14 protein-coding genes and 2 pseudogenes are annotated in these 15,809 nt (G+C 69.5%); 11 read left to right on the top strand and 5 right to left on the bottom strand.

Features of this window, described 5'->3' with window-relative positions:
• The first annotated feature begins 83 nt into the window (after window positions 1-83).
• From ACGG9C_RS15565 to ACGG9C_RS15545, 5 genes are all read left to right on the top strand, one after another.
• Window positions 84-383 (top strand): DUF427 domain-containing protein, encoded by a 300-nt coding sequence (locus ACGG9C_RS15565; RefSeq protein WP_071042826.1) that lies wholly within the window; start codon window positions 84-86, stop codon window positions 381-383.
• Window positions 384-448: 65 nt separating this feature from the next.
• Window positions 449-1,312: an ABC transporter ATP-binding protein gene (locus tag ACGG9C_RS15560; RefSeq protein ID WP_390178857.1), complete on the top strand. Its 864-nt coding sequence runs from the start codon at window positions 449-451 to the stop codon at window positions 1,310-1,312.
• A 1-nt stretch (window position 1,313) separates the two neighbouring features.
• Window positions 1,314-2,006 (top strand): ABC transporter permease, encoded by a 693-nt coding sequence (locus ACGG9C_RS15555; RefSeq protein WP_071042828.1) that lies wholly within the window; start codon window positions 1,314-1,316, stop codon window positions 2,004-2,006.
• Window positions 2,003-2,737 carry an ABC transporter permease gene (locus tag ACGG9C_RS15550; protein WP_071042829.1) on the top strand — a complete coding sequence of 245 codons (735 nt, stop codon included), beginning with the start codon at window positions 2,003-2,005 and terminating at the stop codon, window positions 2,735-2,737. The genes ACGG9C_RS15555 and ACGG9C_RS15550 overlap by 4 nt, the downstream gene beginning before the upstream one ends.
• Before the next feature lie 38 nt (window positions 2,738-2,775).
• Entirely contained in the window at window positions 2,776-3,693 is a 918-nt protein-coding gene (locus ACGG9C_RS15545) for a glycine betaine ABC transporter substrate-binding protein (protein WP_390178856.1), read from the top strand.
• A 145-nt stretch (window positions 3,694-3,838) separates the two neighbouring features.
• Here ACGG9C_RS15545 and ACGG9C_RS15540 read toward each other — a convergent pair whose 3' ends face one another.
• From ACGG9C_RS15540 to ACGG9C_RS15530, 3 genes are read right to left on the bottom strand one after another with little or no spacing between them, the layout of a single operon-like run.
• Window positions 3,839-3,997, bottom strand: coding sequence for a hypothetical protein (locus ACGG9C_RS15540; protein ID WP_176759351.1), 159 nt, complete (start codon window positions 3,995-3,997; stop codon window positions 3,839-3,841).
• Between the two features lie 27 nt (window positions 3,998-4,024).
• Entirely contained in the window at window positions 4,025-4,315 is a 291-nt protein-coding gene (locus ACGG9C_RS15535) for a metal-sensitive transcriptional regulator (RefSeq protein ID WP_075807062.1), read from the bottom strand.
• The gene (locus ACGG9C_RS15530) at window positions 4,312-5,997 is read right to left on the bottom strand and encodes an FAD-dependent oxidoreductase (protein ID WP_071042831.1); all 1,686 of its coding nucleotides are present in this window, start codon (window positions 5,995-5,997) and stop codon (window positions 4,312-4,314) included. Before ACGG9C_RS15530 ends, ACGG9C_RS15535 begins: the two co-directional genes overlap by 4 nt.
• Window positions 5,998-6,119: 122 nt before the next feature.
• On the opposite strand from ACGG9C_RS15530, the pseudogene ACGG9C_RS15525 reads away from it, so the two are divergent.
• Both ACGG9C_RS15525 and ACGG9C_RS15520 read left to right on the top strand, forming a co-directional pair.
• Window positions 6,120-7,457, top strand: a pseudogene (locus tag ACGG9C_RS15525) (ABC-F family ATP-binding cassette domain-containing protein); the annotation flags it as partial.
• 146 nt (window positions 7,458-7,603) lie between these two features.
• Window positions 7,604-9,400 carry an ABC-F family ATP-binding cassette domain-containing protein gene (locus ACGG9C_RS15520; protein WP_194384896.1) on the top strand — a complete coding sequence of 599 codons (1,797 nt, stop codon included), beginning with the start codon at window positions 7,604-7,606 and terminating at the stop codon, window positions 9,398-9,400.
• On the opposite strand, the gene ACGG9C_RS15515 is transcribed toward ACGG9C_RS15520, so the two are convergent.
• Window positions 9,397-9,765 carry a sulfate permease gene (locus tag ACGG9C_RS15515; protein ID WP_194384897.1) on the bottom strand — a complete coding sequence of 123 codons (369 nt, stop codon included), beginning with the start codon at window positions 9,763-9,765 and terminating at the stop codon, window positions 9,397-9,399. The two genes, ACGG9C_RS15520 and ACGG9C_RS15515, sit on opposite strands and share 4 nt — an antisense overlap.
• Window positions 9,766-9,975: 210 nt before the next feature.
• Here ACGG9C_RS15515 and dprA point away from each other — a divergent pair, with 210 nt between their 5' ends.
• Window positions 9,976-10,980 carry a DNA-processing protein DprA gene (gene dprA, locus ACGG9C_RS15510; protein ID WP_194384898.1) on the top strand — a complete coding sequence of 335 codons (1,005 nt, stop codon included), beginning with the start codon at window positions 9,976-9,978 and terminating at the stop codon, window positions 10,978-10,980.
• A gap of 25 nt (window positions 10,981-11,005) precedes the next feature.
• Here the strand turns inward: dprA and mobF are convergent, their stop codons facing one another.
• A complete protein-coding gene (gene mobF / locus ACGG9C_RS15505; RefSeq protein WP_228480967.1) occupies window positions 11,006-14,551 on the bottom strand; it encodes a MobF family relaxase in 3,546 nt (1,181 codons plus the stop codon).
• A 336-nt stretch (window positions 14,552-14,887) separates the two neighbouring features.
• Between mobF and ACGG9C_RS15500 the strand changes: the two genes are divergently transcribed.
• The 3 genes and pseudogenes from ACGG9C_RS15500 (at window position 14,888) to ACGG9C_RS15490 (ending at window position 15,776) form a co-directional block, all read left to right on the top strand.
• Window positions 14,888-15,046 carry a DNA cytosine methyltransferase gene (locus tag ACGG9C_RS15500; RefSeq protein WP_187326294.1) on the top strand — a complete coding sequence of 53 codons (159 nt, stop codon included), beginning with the start codon at window positions 14,888-14,890 and terminating at the stop codon, window positions 15,044-15,046.
• Window positions 15,047-15,061: 15 nt separating this feature from the next.
• Window positions 15,062-15,214, top strand: a pseudogene (locus tag ACGG9C_RS15495) (DNA cytosine methyltransferase); the annotation flags it as partial.
• 94 nt (window positions 15,215-15,308) lie between these two features.
• The gene (locus ACGG9C_RS15490; RefSeq protein WP_187326295.1) at window positions 15,309-15,776 is read left to right on the top strand and encodes a hypothetical protein; all 468 of its coding nucleotides are present in this window, start codon (window positions 15,309-15,311) and stop codon (window positions 15,774-15,776) included.
• Window positions 15,777-15,809: the final 33 nt, after the last annotated feature.

Here is a 15,809-nt window from a genome sequence, read left to right as displayed (position 1 = left end):
GCCGGGCCGCGCAATGTTCCCGGCCGTCCGCCTTCGTGTCGTTGCCAGCCGCTACGGTGGTGAGCACGTCCTCGGGAGGAATCATGAAGGCACGACTGCACGGCTCGGTGATCGCCGAGGCCGACGAGAGCGACCTCGTCCGCATCGAAGGCAACTGGTACTGGCCGCCCGTCAGCGTCTCCGACGGTGTGCTTGCCGAGAGCCCCACCGCGTACACCTGCCCGTGGAAAGGCGCCGCGCAGTACTACAACGTGACCGCCGCGGGCCAGACGCTGGACGACGGCGCGTGGGCGTACCCGGATCTCCGCCCGGGCGCGGTGGACCGCGTCGGTGTCGACTTCGCCGGCTACATCGCCTTCGACCGGGGCATCGAGATCTCCTGACCCGCGGAGGCCGCCACCCGCGGCCGACGGTTCCCCGGGCGACCGCACGACGACAGAGAGCGACGATGGCCGACACGACTCCCGCAACCTCGGCGGATGCCCCCGGCGGCATCGACTTCCGCGACGTGACCAAGGTCTTTCCCGACGGCACGCGTGCGGTGGGGGAGTTCCGTCTCCACGTTCCTCCGCACAAGACCACGGTCCTGGTCGGTTCGTCGGGTTCCGGCAAGACCACGCTGCTGCGCATGATCAACAGGATGGTCGAGCCCTCTTCGGGCTCGATCTCGATCGACGGCGACGACATCGCCGATCGAGACCCGGTGTCCCTGCGCCGGAGCATCGGCTACGTGATGCAGAACTCGGGCCTGATGCCCCATTTCACCGTGCTCGACAACATCACCACGGTTCCCGTGCTGCGGGGAACCCCGCGACGTGACGCTCGTGCCCGGGCGCTCGACCTCATGGACACCGTCGGCCTGGACCGCTCGATGGCCGACCGCTACCCGAGTCAGCTGTCGGGCGGGCAGCAGCAGCGCGTGGGTGTGGCGCGCGGCCTGGCGGCCGAGCCCAACATCCTCCTGATGGACGAGCCCTTCGGCGCGGTCGACCCGATCGTGCGGGCGGAGCTGCAGGAGGAGCTCCTGCGGCTTCAGCGCGAGATCGGGAAGACGATCGTGTTCGTCACGCACGACATCGACGAGGCGTTCCTGCTGGGCGACCAGGTGGTGATCCTCGAGAAGGGCGCCGAGGTCGCGCAGATCGGCACGCCGAACGAGATCACCGAGAACCCCGCGAGCGCGTTCGTGGAGAGCTTCATCGGGGCAGACAGGGGCAAGCGTGCGCTCCATCTGAAGAAGACCGACCGCGGCACCGTCGTCGTCGACGGCGAGGGGCGCGCGCAGGGGGCGCTCGTCGAGGAAGGCGGGTGACGTGGACTGGGTCCTCGACAACCTCGACCTCATCGGCGAGCTGACACTGATCCACCTGCGGCAGAGCATCCTCGCGATCGTCATCGGATTCGTGCTGTCGGTGCCGCTGGGGTGGGTGGCGTTCCGATTCCGGCTGCTGCGCAGCGGCATCATCACCGTGGTCGGGCTGCTCTACACGATCCCCTCGCTCGCGCTGCTGATGATCCTGCCCACGATCTTCGGGTACAGCGCGATCAGCGAGATCAACCTGATCGTGGCGCTCACCATCTACGCGCTCGCGATCATGGTGCGATCGGTGTCCGACGGTCTGCAGTCGGTCGACTCCGGGGTGCGGCAGGCCTCGACGGCCGTGGGGTTCGGCGGCGCGCGCAGATTCTGGGCCGTCGAGTTCCCCCTGGCCGGTCCCGTGATCCTGGCCGGCCTGCGGGTGACGGCGGTCAGCACGATCTCGCTTGCGACCGTCGGAATCCTGATCGGTGTCACCAACCTCGGGTACCTCTTCACGAACGGACTCCAGCGGCGGATCATCCCCGAGGTGCTCGCGGGGGTCGTCGCCGTGGTCGTCATCGCGCTTCTGATCGACTACCTCCTGGTGCTCACCGGTCGCGCCCTCATGCCGTGGTCACGGCAACCCTCGCGTCGTGAGCGTCGTCGGGCGCGGCGGGTGCTCGCCGGGGCGGAGGCTCCCGCGTGAACCTCATCATCAACGCCTTCGTGTGGCTGGCGAACCCCGAGCGGTGGAGCGGACCCACCGGCATACCGGTGGCACTCGCGCAGCACCTCGGGTTCACGTTCCTCTCGGTGCTCATCGCCGCCGTCGTCGCCGTCCCGGTCGGGTGGGCGATCGGCCATACCGGCCGCGGGCGCGAACTGGCTGTCGCCGTGTCGGGCGCGGCGCGCGCGATCCCGTCTTTCGGTCTCCTCGTGCTTCTCGTGCTGCTCCTCGGGGTGCTGCAGACGGGCCTCGCCGCCGTGGTGACCTTCGTGCTGCTGGGGATACCGTCGATCCTCGCCGGCGCGTACACCGGGTTCGAGGCCGTCGACCGGCGCATCATCGACGCCGGGCGGGCCATGGGCATGACCGAGTGGCAGATCCTCTGGCGGATCGAGGTTCCGCTCGGCCTGCCGCTCCTGGTGTCCGGATTGCGTGCCGCGACCCTTCAGATCGTCGCGACGGTCACCATCGCCGCGTACGTCGGCCTCGGCGGGCTCGGCCAGTACATCATCCAGGGCATCAACCTCAATCGCTTCGACCAGGTGCTCGCCGGGGCGATCCTCGTCGCGGCGCTGGCCCTTCTGCTCGACGCGGTCTTCGCCGTTCTCGAGCGACTCGTCGTGCCGCGAGGCGTGCGCGCCGGTCGCGTGTCGAGCTCGGGTCCGACCGGCCGGCGCTCGCACGCCGCGGCGGCGCCGGCATCCTCCTGACCAACGAACCCCTACCATCCGGAGAAAAGGACAGCAGCATGTTCACAGCAAGCAAGAGATTCGCCTTCGGTGCGGCGCTCGCCACGAGCGCCGCCCTCGTGCTCGCCGCGTGCGGATCGAGCGATCCCCTCGCGGAGGACCCCGCCGACGGCGGGACTGCGGAAGGCGACGACACGATCGTTGTCGGCTCGCAGGCCTACTACTCCAACGAGATCATCGCCGAGATCTACGCGCAGGCCCTGGAAGGGGCCGGCTTCGACGTCGAGCGCCAGTTCAACATCGGCCAGCGCGACGCGTACATGCCCGAGATCGAGTCGGGCAACATCACCGTCTTCCCGGAGTACAGCGGCAACCTGCTGCAGTACTTCGACCCTGAGACCGAGGCGCGCACGGCGGACGACGTGTACGCGGCGCTCGAGGAGGCCCTTCCGGAGAACCTCGCGGTCCTCGATCAGGCCGAGGCGAGCGACCAGGACTCCTACACCGTCACGGCGGAGTTCGCCGAGGAGAACGGACTCACCTCGATCGGTGATCTCGCCGGTGTGTCGGATGCCCTCACGCTCGGCGGACCGCCCGAGCTCGCTGAGCGTCCCTACGGCCCCGACGGACTCGCCGAGACGTACGGCGTGGAGGTCACGTTCTCGCCGACCGGCGACACCACCGTCGAGAGCCTCGTGGCCGGCCAGGTCGACGTGGCGAACGTGTTCACGGCGGATCCGCGCATCCAGACCCAGGATCTCGTCGTGCTGGAAGACCCCGAGGGGCTGTTCCTGGCTTCGAACGTCGTTCCCGTCGTGAGCGCGGATGTCGCCGACGAGATCGCCGAGACGATCGACGCGGTCAGCGCGGCGCTCACCGCCGACGCCCTCGTGGCCCTGAACGTGCAGAGCACCGAGGACCAGATGTCGCCGGAGGACATCGCGACGCAGTTCCTGTCGGAGAACGGTCTCGCCTGATCCGTCCCGCCAGAAAGGGCCTCACCGTCCGTAGACGGTGAGGCCCTTTCGTGCTCCCTCGAACCACCCCGATCTTGTCGAGACGACCCGTTGTCGCCGCGAACAGCGGGGTGGTTCGACGCGAAAGGGGTGGTTCGGTGGAGCGTCAGCGCAGGAACGCGTTCCAGAAGCCCTTCTTCGCGGGCGTGTCGTGGCCGGCGCAGCGCTGAGAGCGGGGGACGCCGGCGAGCGCCTGCTCGACGTGCTGTCCGCATCCGGCCCAGGTCGCCTTTCCGCAGGTCTTGCAGGTGGTCTGTCGGCACATGTGGTGCCCCTTTCTCGGTCGTTTCGTTCAGGCGAGGGTGAGGAAGAGCTTCTCGAGCTCGTCGGTGGTCAGCCCTTCGGCCGCCTCCGCCCCTTCGGGGTCGACGACGCAATCGCGCATCGCGGTCGAGACGATCGCGAATCCGGCGCGATCGAGTGCGCTGGTGACCGCGGCGAGCTGCGTGACGACCTCGCGGCAGCCCGCATCTGATTCGACCGCGGTGATGACCGCGTTCAGCTGACCCTGGGCCCGCCGCAGCCGGTTGAGGATCCTCTTGCGGGCCGCGGCCTGCTCCTCGGGGGTGCCGGTGATCATCATGCGAGTACTCCTTCGGTGACGAGGACGCGGTCGACGTCGGCGCCGAACCACTGACGCAGCGTGCGGGTCCCACCGGAGAGCGACGAGGAGTCGAACCCGTGCGAGACCAGCACGCGGTGGGCGATGTTCGAGCGCACGCCCGCCGCGCAGAGCACCCGCACCGGTCGTCCCGCGGCGGCGTCCCGCACCTCTTCGATGCGATCGCGCAGCTCGGTGTGAGGGATGTTCACGGCGTTGCGCAGGTGCCCGGTGACGAATTCGCCGGGGGTGCGCACATCCACGACGAGCACGTCGGCGTCGTCCGTCGCGTCGGCCGCGTGCCACAGCCGGAGGCGTCCGGTGAGAAGGTTCTCGGCGATCATGCCGAGCATGTTCGCCGCGTCCTTCGCCGAGCCGTAGGGCGGGGAATAGCTGAGGTCGAGATCGATGAGGTCGGGGGCGACGAGCCCGCCGCGGATCGCGGTGGCGATCACGTCGATGCGCTTGTCCACACCTTCGACACCGGCCGCCTGGGCGCCGAGGATCGTGCCGTCGACCGGATCGATGTGCGCGATGAGGTGAATCGGCGCGGCGCCCGGGAAGTAGCCGGCGTGCTGGTTGGGATGCAGGTGGATCGTCTCGTACGCGAAGCCCGCCTCGTCGAGGCTTCGCCGGTTCGCTCCGGTCATCGCCACGGTGAGGGATCCGACGCGCACGATCGCGGTGCCGAGGGTGCGGGGGATGCGGCGAGCGGCTTCGTCGCCCCCGACGATGTCGTCCGCGATGAGGCGTCCGGCACGGTTCGCGGGGCCGGCGAGAGCCACCGGCCGGACGGTGCCCGTGATCGCATCGACGCTGACCGTCGCGTCGCCGGCGGCCCAGATGCCGGGCGCGGAGGTGCGGCCGCGGTCGTCGACGACGATCGCACCGCGAGCCGTCTCGATGCCGGCACCTGCGGCGAACGCGGTGTCGGCACGCACGCCGACGGAGAGAACCACGAGGTCGGCGTCGATGACCGTGCCGTCGCCGAGACGAACGCGGTCGACGTCGGTGCCGGCCTCGATCGCCTCGGCGGCGACCCCGGCGTGCATCGCGATGCCGAGGGTCTGCAGCTCCTCGTGCACGAGCGTGGCGAGTTCGCGCTCGAGCGGGGGGAGGGCGTGCGGCGCGAGTTCGACGACGTCGACGGACAGTCCGGCGTGGCGCAGCGCCTCGGCTGCTTCGATCCCGATGAAGCCGGCACCGAGCACGACCGCGCGGCGAGCGCCCGAGGAGACTTCGTCGCGGAGCGCCACGGCGTCGGCGACGGTGCGGAGGGTGCGCACCCGGGCGGAGTCGAGCCCCGGCAGGGGCGGGCGGAGCGCCGCGGCACCGGGTGTGAGGACGAGAGCGTCGTAGGACAGCTCGATGACGCCGTCCGGTGTGTCGACGACGACGATCCGTGCCGCGGTGTCGATATCCGTCACCTCGTGATGCAGGCGCACGTCGAGGTCGAGTGCGGCGCGCAGCGACGACGGCGAGTGCAGCAGCAGGTCGGCTGCCTCGGAGATCTCTCCGCTGACGTGGTACGGAAGGCCGCAGTTGGCGAACGACACCTCGGAGCCCTTCTCGAGCACGATGATCTCGGCCGTCTCATCCAGGCGACGGGCACGGGCGGCGGCGCTCATCCCCGCTGCGACGCCTCCGACGATCACGATTCGCATGACGACTCCTCTCCGATACCCCAGGGGGTATCAACATCAATATCGATCGTAACATACCCCCTGGGGTATCTCTGAAGACGCGACGGTGTCGCGGGGTCGGATGCGCGTAGCCTGGAACGCCTATGGCGCATCTGCTCGGGGCCGAGGCCCTGCACCTGGAGTTCCCGACCCGCGTGGTCTTCGACGCCGTCTCGCTCGGGATCGACGAGGGGGATCGGATCGGCATCGTCGGGCGGAACGGCGACGGCAAGTCGAGCCTGCTCGCGATGCTCGCCGGACGCCTCGAGCCGGACGGGGGACGCGTGACCGTGCGCGGCGGGGTGCGCGTGGGAGTCCTGGATCAGGCGGACACCCTCGACGACGATCTCACCATCGCCGAGGTCGTCGTCGGCTCCCGGCCCGAGCACGAGTGGGCCGGAGATGCCCGCGTTCGCGATGTCATCGGCGGGCTGCTGGGCGGGTTGTCGTGGGATGCGCCGCTGCGGGACCTCTCCGGCGGCCAGCGACGTCGCGTCGCCCTGGCGAAGCTGCTCTCCGAGGACTACGACGTGCTGTTCCTGGATGAGCCCACCAACCACCTGGACGTGGAGGCGATCTCCTGGCTCGCCGATCACGTCAAGCGACGCTGGGGGGTCGGCTCGGGCGCACTGCTGGTCGTCACGCACGACCGGTGGTTCCTCGACGAGGTGTGCACGAAGACCTGGGAGGTGCACGATCGCGTCGTCGAACCCTTCGAGGGCGGATACGCCGCCTACATCCTGCAGCGGGTCGAGCGCGACCGGCAGGCCGCCGCCATCGAGCAGCGCCGCCGCAATCTCGCGCGCAAGGAACTCGCCTGGCTGCGACGCGGCGCGCCCGCCCGCACATCCAAGCCGAAGTTCCGCATCGACGCCGCCAACGCGCTCATCGAAGACGTTCCCGAGATCCGTGACGCGCTCTCGCTGCAATCGCTGGCCGTCTCGCGCCTGGGGAAGGATGTCGTCGACCTGCTGGATGCCTCGGTGTCGTATCCCGATGTCGTGACGGGCGCCGACCGAACGGTGCTGCATCCCGTCGAGTGGCGCATCGCCCCTGGCGAGCGCACCGGGATCCTCGGTGTGAACGGCGCCGGCAAGTCGACGCTGCTCGGCCTCGTCTCCGGAGATGTCGAGGCGACCTCGGGCCGGATGAAGCGCGGCAAGACCGTTCAGGTCGCCACGCTCACCCAGCGCCTCGACGAGCTGGAGGAGTACCTCGACGAGCCCGTGCGGGTGGTCGTCGGCCGACTGCGGACGACCTACACGCTGGGCTCGGGCTCCAAGGCGCAGGAGCTCACTCCCGGCCAGCTGCTGGAGCGCATGGGCTTCTCCAGCGCACAGCTGTCGACGCCCGTGAAGGACCTCTCGGGAGGGCAGAAGCGCCGGCTGCAGCTGCTGCTGATCCTGCTCGAGCAGCCGAACGTGCTGATTCTGGACGAGCCCAACACTCAGGAACCGTATGTGGTTCGGACACCTCCATTCTACCGCTCCGAGGGACGTTCGTGGGGTTCGTGCCGCACCCGCGGCGCACATCGCGTCGAACGGCTGAGGCATCCTGGCCGAACTTCGGGGAAGGTCGGTGCGCGGTAGTGGCGGCGCCGTTGGTGGTGGGGGAAGCCCTGCACTTGGAGTATCCGACGCGAGTGGTGTTCGACTCGGTGACTGTCGGCGTCGAGGAAGGCGATCGTGTCGGGATCGTAGGCCGCAACGGTGACGGCAAGTCGAGCCTGCTGGGAATGCTCAGCGGCCTGATCGAGCCGCAGGCCGGCCGGATGACGCGGCGAGGCGGGGTGCGCTTCGGGGTGCTGTCGCAGTCTGACGACCTCGACCCCGCTGCGACGGTCGGCGGGTCGATCGTCGGCGACCGGCCGGAGCACGAGTGGGCCGGCGACGCGAAGGTCCGCGACGTGATCGGCGGGCTCGTCGCCGATCTGCCGTGGGAAGCGAGGATCGGCGAACTGAGCGGCGGGCAACGTCGCCGGGTCGCGCTGGCCGCGTTGCTGATCGGCGAGTGGGATGTCATCGCTCTCGATGAGCCGACGAACCATCTCGACGTCGAGGGCATCGCCTGGCTGGCCGGGCACCTGCGGAACCGCTGGGCCAAGAACTCGGGCGGCCTGCTGGTCGTGACGCACGACCGCTGGTTCCTCGATGAGGTCTGCACCGAGACCTGGGAGGTCCACGACGGGACCGTGGAGCCGTTCGAGGGCGGCTACGCCGCCTACGTGCTGCAACGGGTCGAACGGGACCGGATCAACGCCGCCACCGAGGCCAAACGCCAGAACCTGATGCGCAAGGAACTGGCATGGCTGCGCCGCGGAGCGCCGGCCCGCACGTCCAAGCCGAAGTTCCGCATCGACGCGGCCAACCAACTGATCGAGGACGTGCCGCCGGTTCGCAATCCGATCGAGCTGCAACGCCTCGCCGTCGCCCGCCTGGGCAAGCAGGTGGTCGATCTGGAAGGCGCGGGCGTCCGGTACGGTGACCGCGACGTGCTGCGCGAGGTGACGTGGCGGCTCGCCCCCGGTGAGCGGACCGGGATACTCGGAGCGAACGGGAGCGGCAAGTCAACGCTGCTGGGCTTGATCGCCGGAACCGTGCAGCCCACGTCGGGCCGGGTCAAGACGGGCAAGACGGTGCGGCTCGGGCTGCTCGACCAGCAGTTCTCCCAGCTCGCGGACATCGGCGGCGACCGGGTGCGCGAAGTGCTGGCCCGCACGCAGACGACCTTCCAGGTCGACGGCAAAGACCTCACACCGGCCCAACTGCTGGAACGCCTCGGCTTCGCCCGCGCACACCTCTCCACGAGGGTCGCCGAGCTGTCCGGCGGTCAGAAGCGGCGGCTACAACTCCTGCTCCTGCTGCTGAACGAACCTAACCTCATCGCTCTCGATGAACCTGCGAACGATGTTGACGCCGACATGCTGGCCGCGATGGAGGACCTGCTGGACTCGTGGCCGGGAACTCTGATCGTCGTCTCCCATGATCGCTACATGCTGGAACGGATCACCGACCAGCAGTACGCCATCCTCGACGGACGCTTGCGCCACCTGCCCGGCGGAGTGGACGAGTACCTGCGGCTGCGGCGCGAACAGCCGACATCGCCCACGAGTAGCCCGATCACTCCGACGACCGATGACGCGGAAGCAGGCAGGTCCGGGCTCTCCGGTGCCGAACGACGCACCGCGCAGAAGGAAATCGCCTCGACCGAACGCCGTCTCGACAAACTCCACGCCGAGGTGAAGACCCTGCACCAGCACATGGCCGACCACGACCAGGCCGACTACGAAGGGCTACAGAAGCTCGCAGACAGGCTACGCGCCGTCGACGACGAGACAACCGAACTCGAAGAACGCTGGCTGGAACTCTCCGACCTCATCGACTAGGCCAGTCTCTCGGCGGAGTCCTCGGGGAGCACGGCGGCGTGCCTGGACTCCCGTCGCTGACGTCGCTCCTGTGCGCGGACGGTGAGAAGCACGATGAGGCTGACCGGCCCGATCCAGAAGAACTTGAGGGTATTCCAGCCGAACAGTAGGACCAGCAGGTAGAGCGGGCCGGGGCCTTCCTGCTCAATGATCGTGTAGCAGATCGCCGTGGCGAAGTAGTAGCCCCCGCCCAGGATCAGCATGGCGGGGATGCCCCACTTCAAGCCTCGACGGCGGTAGCGAATCGCACCGAGCAGCAGGTTCGTGGGCGCGTATCGGAACAGCCCGTAGCCTCGTTCGCTCAGGTTCATGGATGTGCGGAGCATGGCAGGTCTCTTTCCTCGTCATAGCGCGACGGGTGTCCGTCGTGGAGGCGGCTATGAACCGAGTGCCCGCGAGGGGCCGTCCCGAAGGACCCGCGTAGTTTGCTGAACCTGCCTCTCGATCCAGTCTACGACCGTCCTGTGACAGAAGGAACCCCATCTGCTGGTGGGCGCGTACCTCGTCGGTGACCGTGGAGCGAGAGGACACCGATCATGGCGACGTTGGCGGAGCAGGTGCAGGGTGAGCGGATGGCGCGGATCGCGTTGTCGATGATCGCCGAACCGAACGACCCGGCCACCGGCCACGTCCTCGCCCGTCACGGCGGGGTCGAGACGCTGCGGCTGATCGAGTCCGACGATGAGGTGCCCGGCCTGGCCCGCGCCGACGCACTGATGTGGCGCGAACGACTGACGGTGCGGGTCACGCCCGGTCTGCTGGATCAGATGGCTCAGGCGGAGCGCCACGGGTTCGGCACGCTCATCCCGGCGGACAAGGAATGGCCCACCGGCCTGAACGACCTGGGCGAGCGTGCGCCGTACCTGCTGTGGACGCGCGGCGCGGCCTCGTTCCTGACGACGCCGCTGAGTGATCGGGCCACGATCACCGGCGCTCGCGCCGCGACCGCCTATGGCGAGCAGGTCGCGGGCGAGCTGGCGACGGGTCTGGCCGATGAGGAACGGGTCGTCGTCTCCGGTGGCGCCTACGGGATCGAAGGTGCCGCGCACAAGAGCGTGCTGGCCGCGAGCGGTCAGACGATCGCGGTCCTGGCCGGCGGGCTGGATCGTCCCTATCCGGCCGGACACAGCGAGTTGCTGAGCCAGATCGGGGATGTCGGGTTGCTGGTGAGCGAGATGCCGCCGGGCGCCGCGCCGACCAGGCACAGGTTCCTGGCCCGCAACCGTCTAATGGCGGCACTCTCCGGTGCGACCGTGATCCCTGAGGCTGGTCCGCGGTCCGGGTCGATGACGACCGTTCTCGCTGCACGCGAACTCGGCCGGGGCGTGGGCGCGGTGCCTGGTCCGGTGACCAGCGTCGCGAGCGCAGGGCCGAACGAACTCATCAAGCAAGGCTTCGCCTCCACCGTCACCCAGCCCAGCGACGTGATCGACCTGCTCGACGACGACCCGAGCCCAGGGCGGGCCGCGACCCGACCCGAGGCCGGGCGCGAGTTTGGGCACCGACACCCGTCACAGGGCACGCCCGGACGCTCTCTCTGACTGCCAGTCTCGCGGCGGCGTTCGTTCACAAGCTCGGCGCGGGGCGAGCCGCGGCGCTCTGCCGCGCGGGCTTGGTCATCGTGGGCTCGGTGGTGGCGGCTTGGGCGCGGTTGAGGGCGGCGCGGGCGCGGATGGCGTCGATCTTCTGGCTGGTGCTTTCCGGCGTCGGGCCGAGTGGGGTCCGGTCGTCGGTGATGCCGTAGCGGTCGCGGTAGGCGGCGACGGTGCGGGCGGCGCGCCACCATGCCGCCTTCTGCTTCTCGTCCCTCGGTGCCGTGCCGAGGTCGACCGTCCACGGTTCCTCATCGGTGAGGGAGCCACGGAGTACGGCGTCGGCGCGGGCCTCGATCAGGTCGCGGCGCTCGTCCAGTGCTTGCCGCATGTCGCCTGACATCTGCCCGCCGGCGTGCGGGACCAGGCCGACGATCAGCCTCGGGGGTTTGCGGGTGCGGCCTGATCCGGCGGGTCGGGCGGTGGCGCGGGCTACGCGTGCGTGGAGGACGGAGGCGATGTCGTCGGCATCGTCCAGGCTCCGTGCGGCGACCAGCCGCGGGAGCAGCGTGTCGAGGTCGTGGTGGTTGGCTTCGGCGTGACGCAGCTCGGCCGACAGGGCACCGTAGGCGTCGGAGCCGAGCACGTCTTCGATCTGCTCGACGGTGAGTCCGGACGCGGCGAGCAAGGTTGCCCAGCGGTCGTGCTGGGCGGCTTGGGCGATGGTGTCGTACTCGGCCGCGAGTTGGGCGATCGAGCCCCAGCGGTCTTGCTCGGCGGTGATCGTCTCGTGCGCGGACAGCTCGGCGCCGATGTGCTGGAGCACGCCGTAGAGGATCGAGCGGGCGGTGACGTTCGGGTTGCCGCCGGGATGCGGCACCGCGTGTTCGGCGTCTTCCCGGTCGACGGCGACGTAGGCGTGGTTGCTGTGGGCGCCGCGGGTCATGGAGACGTAGAAGTTCTCTCGCGTGGTGGTGGCGGTGACGACCGCGTGCGCGGTGTCGGTGGTGACGCCCTGGGCGCGGTGCGCGGTGATCGCGTAGCCGAGTTCCAGGTGCTCGGCCACGTAGTCGGCCGGCAGGACGATCCCGCCGCCGAACCTGCGGCCGGCAGGGCGGATGCTGACCGACCCGTCCTCCCTCACCGCGGTGACGATCCAGCGGGCGCCGTTGCGGACCCAGGTTCGGCCGTTGCGGAGCCGTCGGTCGTTCTCGCGGGTGATGACCAGATCGCCCTCCGAGACCGCGGTGCCGTCGTGCAGGGCGAGTTCGCGGGTGGGGTTCACGGTGCCGTGGATGATCCGATCCGCGCGCGCTCTGGTGTTCAGCTCGGTGACGGTCGCCTGGGTTTCGGTGACCAGGATCGACGCGCGCCCGGCGGCAAGATCGGCCCGCCACCCGGTGTAGGCGGCGTCGATCATCGCGTCCTCGTCGCCGCCGGTGATCCGGCCGTGCTCGATCAGGGTGTCGATCGCCTCGGTGCGGCCGTGGCGGAGCTGGAGCGAGGTGGTCTTCTCCCACTCGTTGGTGAAGCGGTGCAGATCGGTCAGCTCGGGGGCGTCGGCGCGGGCGTGCACGAGCATGGCGAAACTGCCGCCGGCGCCGGGTGATTGGAGCTGGCCCCAGTCGCCGACCAGGAGGACTTTCGCGCCGGCCTTCTCGGCTTCGCGGGTGAGCCGATCCAACGACATCGTGCCGGCCAGCGAGGCTTCGTCGACGATGACGAGCTGCCCGGCCGTGAACGTGGTCCCGTACATGAGGTGGTTCTGCCACCACTTCGCCGTGTTCTCCGTGGCGATGCCGAGGTCATCGGCAAGGACCTGCGCGGCGACCGCCGACGGCGCGAGCCCGATCACCGAGCCGGTTCCGTGCTCCTTCTCCCATGCCCGCCGGAGCCCGTTCATCGCCGTCGTCTTGCCAGCCCCGGCCGGACCGACCAGCACGTCCACAACCCGGCCGGAGACCGCGATCGCGGCCAGCGCCGCGGCCTGATCCTCGCCGAGCACCCGGCCGCGTGCGTCGGGCTTGCGGGCGATCCGCTCGACCGTCTCCAACGGCACGGTCGGTCCTGTCGTGGCGGCGGCGCGGGCCAGGAGGTGGTCTTCGGCGGCCAGCAGGGCTTCGGATGAGAACAGGGTCGAGGCGTGCGGCCGGAACCGGGAGGTGCCGTCCACGCGGCGGAACTGCAACGGGCTCGATGCCAGTTCCGGCGGCGTCAGCCGCAGCGAGGCGTGCTCGGCGGCATCGACCACGAGCCCGGTGATCGCCTCCCGGTCCTGGATGCTGGCGAACCGCCACCCCATCAACTGACGGGATGCCTCGGCGTGCAGGTTCCAGCGCGTCCAGGTCGAACGCTTCTCGCCCACCGTCTCCATCACGGTCTGCCCGACCTCGCGCACCACATCCAGCGGCACGTCATCGGCGCGCAGCACCCGCCGCGGCGCCTGCGCGTTGGTCGTGGTGAGCGTGCGCGCCCAGTCGTTCGCGTCGCGTCGCAGCACTCGGCTGGCGCGCTGGCGCCACTCGCGGGTGAGGTCGGCCAGCGACCGGACCTGCTTCTCCGGCCTCGTGGCGAGCGTGGCCTGCGCTCGGAATTTCAGCACCGTTCGGGCGGAGGGCTGCCTGCCGTGCTTGGCGACGTACTCCGCGATCAGGCGGTCCTTCTCGGCCTCGATGTGCCGGGACCGGGTGGAGAACTCGGTCACCAGCTCGTCGGGCACGCCCTCGATTTCCCAGGCCGGGTTCCGATCCCTGCTTCGCTCGCGCGCCTCCCACTCCACGCCAAGGACGCGGGTGAGCTGGTCGGCCAGAGCGGCGTTGTAGAGCTCGGAGACGGCGACGACCACCGCGTGCATCGGCCGGCCGGCAAGGGTCCGCCACCTGCCGTCCTGCACGGTCAGCACCTTGTTGCTGATGACGACGTGCGTGTGCAACTGCGGGTCGCCGGCGCGGCTGTCGTAGTGATCGAACGCCGCCGCCACGACGCCGGCGACATCGACGTGTGCAACCGCGCCGTCCGGGCCGGTTGCACCGACCCGGGTTGTTGCAACCTCGCGTTCGAGGAACGCAACCAGCTCTGCAACCGCCGCATGATGGGCGTCCGCGATCAGGGCTTGGGTGCCGGCGTCCGCAACCGCCCAGATCGTGGAGACCGACTTCGGCACGCTGAACGTGAAGTCATAGCCCGCTACCGCGCGGCGGGTGCCGCGCTCGGCTTCTTCCGCCTCGATCGCGGCCACTTCCTGCGCTCGAGCGGCCGGCCCCAGCTCGGGATCGAGGGCGTCGACGCGCTGCTTGATCCGCTCACCGATCGAGGCGAACTGCTGGTAGGCACGGCCCAGCGGATCGCCCGTGATCGGGTCATGGCCCATCCCGATCAACAGCGCGAGCTGGGCTTCTGAGACCTGCGCCCCCTCGACCAGCTCGCCATGCCCAAGACGGCCCAGCCCCGAGCCCATCCAGAAGCCCGGCGGCGTTCCTGCCTCGGCGTAGTAGCGGGTCAGCGGCGTGCTCAGGCTCCGGTCGCCGTCTCCGGCGGCGACGGACTTCAACAGGTACTTGTACCCATCGCCTGCGCTCATCACGCGCATCGAAACCGTCACCTGGCCCGCTCCTTCCGCCGCTGTACGGAGGGCAGGTGAGCCCGCGAGCTCGGTCGCATCCGATGCGACTCGGGACGACTCGCGCCTCGTCTGAAAGACGTGTGATGGCTCGGTGGGCCGGCGAACGAGAGCTGGCGGCGCCGCCTGAGTCACGGATTCCGAAGTACGCGGGGGTGGTGCGCCGCGCGCGGGTCACGGCATCGGCGACGAGGCAAGCGGTGGCGGTTCGAGTGGTCGCGCACCTGGTCGCTGACCAGCCCGGTGGTGACCTCATGCGTGAAGTCCGACCGGGATCACCCGTCAACCGGAGCCCTCATGCACGACCCTCACGACCGGACTCGCCCACTCAGGGTCGGATCACTGTTCTCCGGGTACGGCGGTCTCGACCTCGCCGTCGAACACGCCTTGGATGGCGAGACGATCTGGTTCTCCGAGAACAACGAACACGTCTCCCGCATCTTCGCCCACCACTGACCCGACGCCCCCAACCTGGGCGACATCACCACCATCGACTGGCGCACCGTCGAGCCGGTCGATGTTCTCTGTGGAGGCTTCCCCTGCCAGGACGTCTCGACCGTGGGCAAGCGCGCCGGCCTCGCGCCCGGCACCCGCTCCGGGCTCTGGTCGTACATGGCCGCCGCGATCGACGCGCTGCAACCCCAGCTCGTCGTCATCGAGAACGTGCGCGGCCTGCTGTCCTCACCCGCCGTCCGCGCACCCCTAGAAGAAGACGACGATGCGCAAAGCAATCCCGACCACGCAACCCCCGGCGATGCAGCCCTTCGCGAAGTGGAACCCGACCCGTGGGGTCTGGGAGACCTCGCAGCTCGACCTCTCCGGGCAGTCGGCGCCGTACTCGGCGATCTGGCCGACCTGCGGTATGACACGCAATGGATCGGCCTACCAGCGTCCCTTGTCGGCGCTCCTCATCCCAGGCTTCGCGTCTTCATCCTCGCCCGCAGCCGGGGCACTGTTCAGGACGCCGCTCGCCACGGACTCGACTCGTGGCGGCGAGTCACTGGAACAGGTGAGGGCGAGGCGGGGGACGATCGCGCTCTCGCATCAGATCATCGACCTCGCGCTAAACGGGCCGGCTGGCTTGCAGAGCAAGAGCAGCGAACCCGAGATGCTGTGGTTCCTGATCGAGGACATCTTCGCCGCTGGGGACGCTACGCCCGCGCCATCGCCCGATGGGAGCATGTGACAGGACGAATCGCGCCAGCGCTGCTAGACAGGA

The organism is Microbacterium sp. MTN4-26, assembly GCF_042846595.1.
Classification (GTDB): Bacteria; Actinomycetota; Actinomycetes; order Actinomycetales; family Microbacteriaceae; genus Microbacterium; species Microbacterium luteum.
The sequence above is the reverse complement of the archived record's forward strand: the minus strand, read 5'-3'. Positions and strand labels throughout refer to the sequence as shown.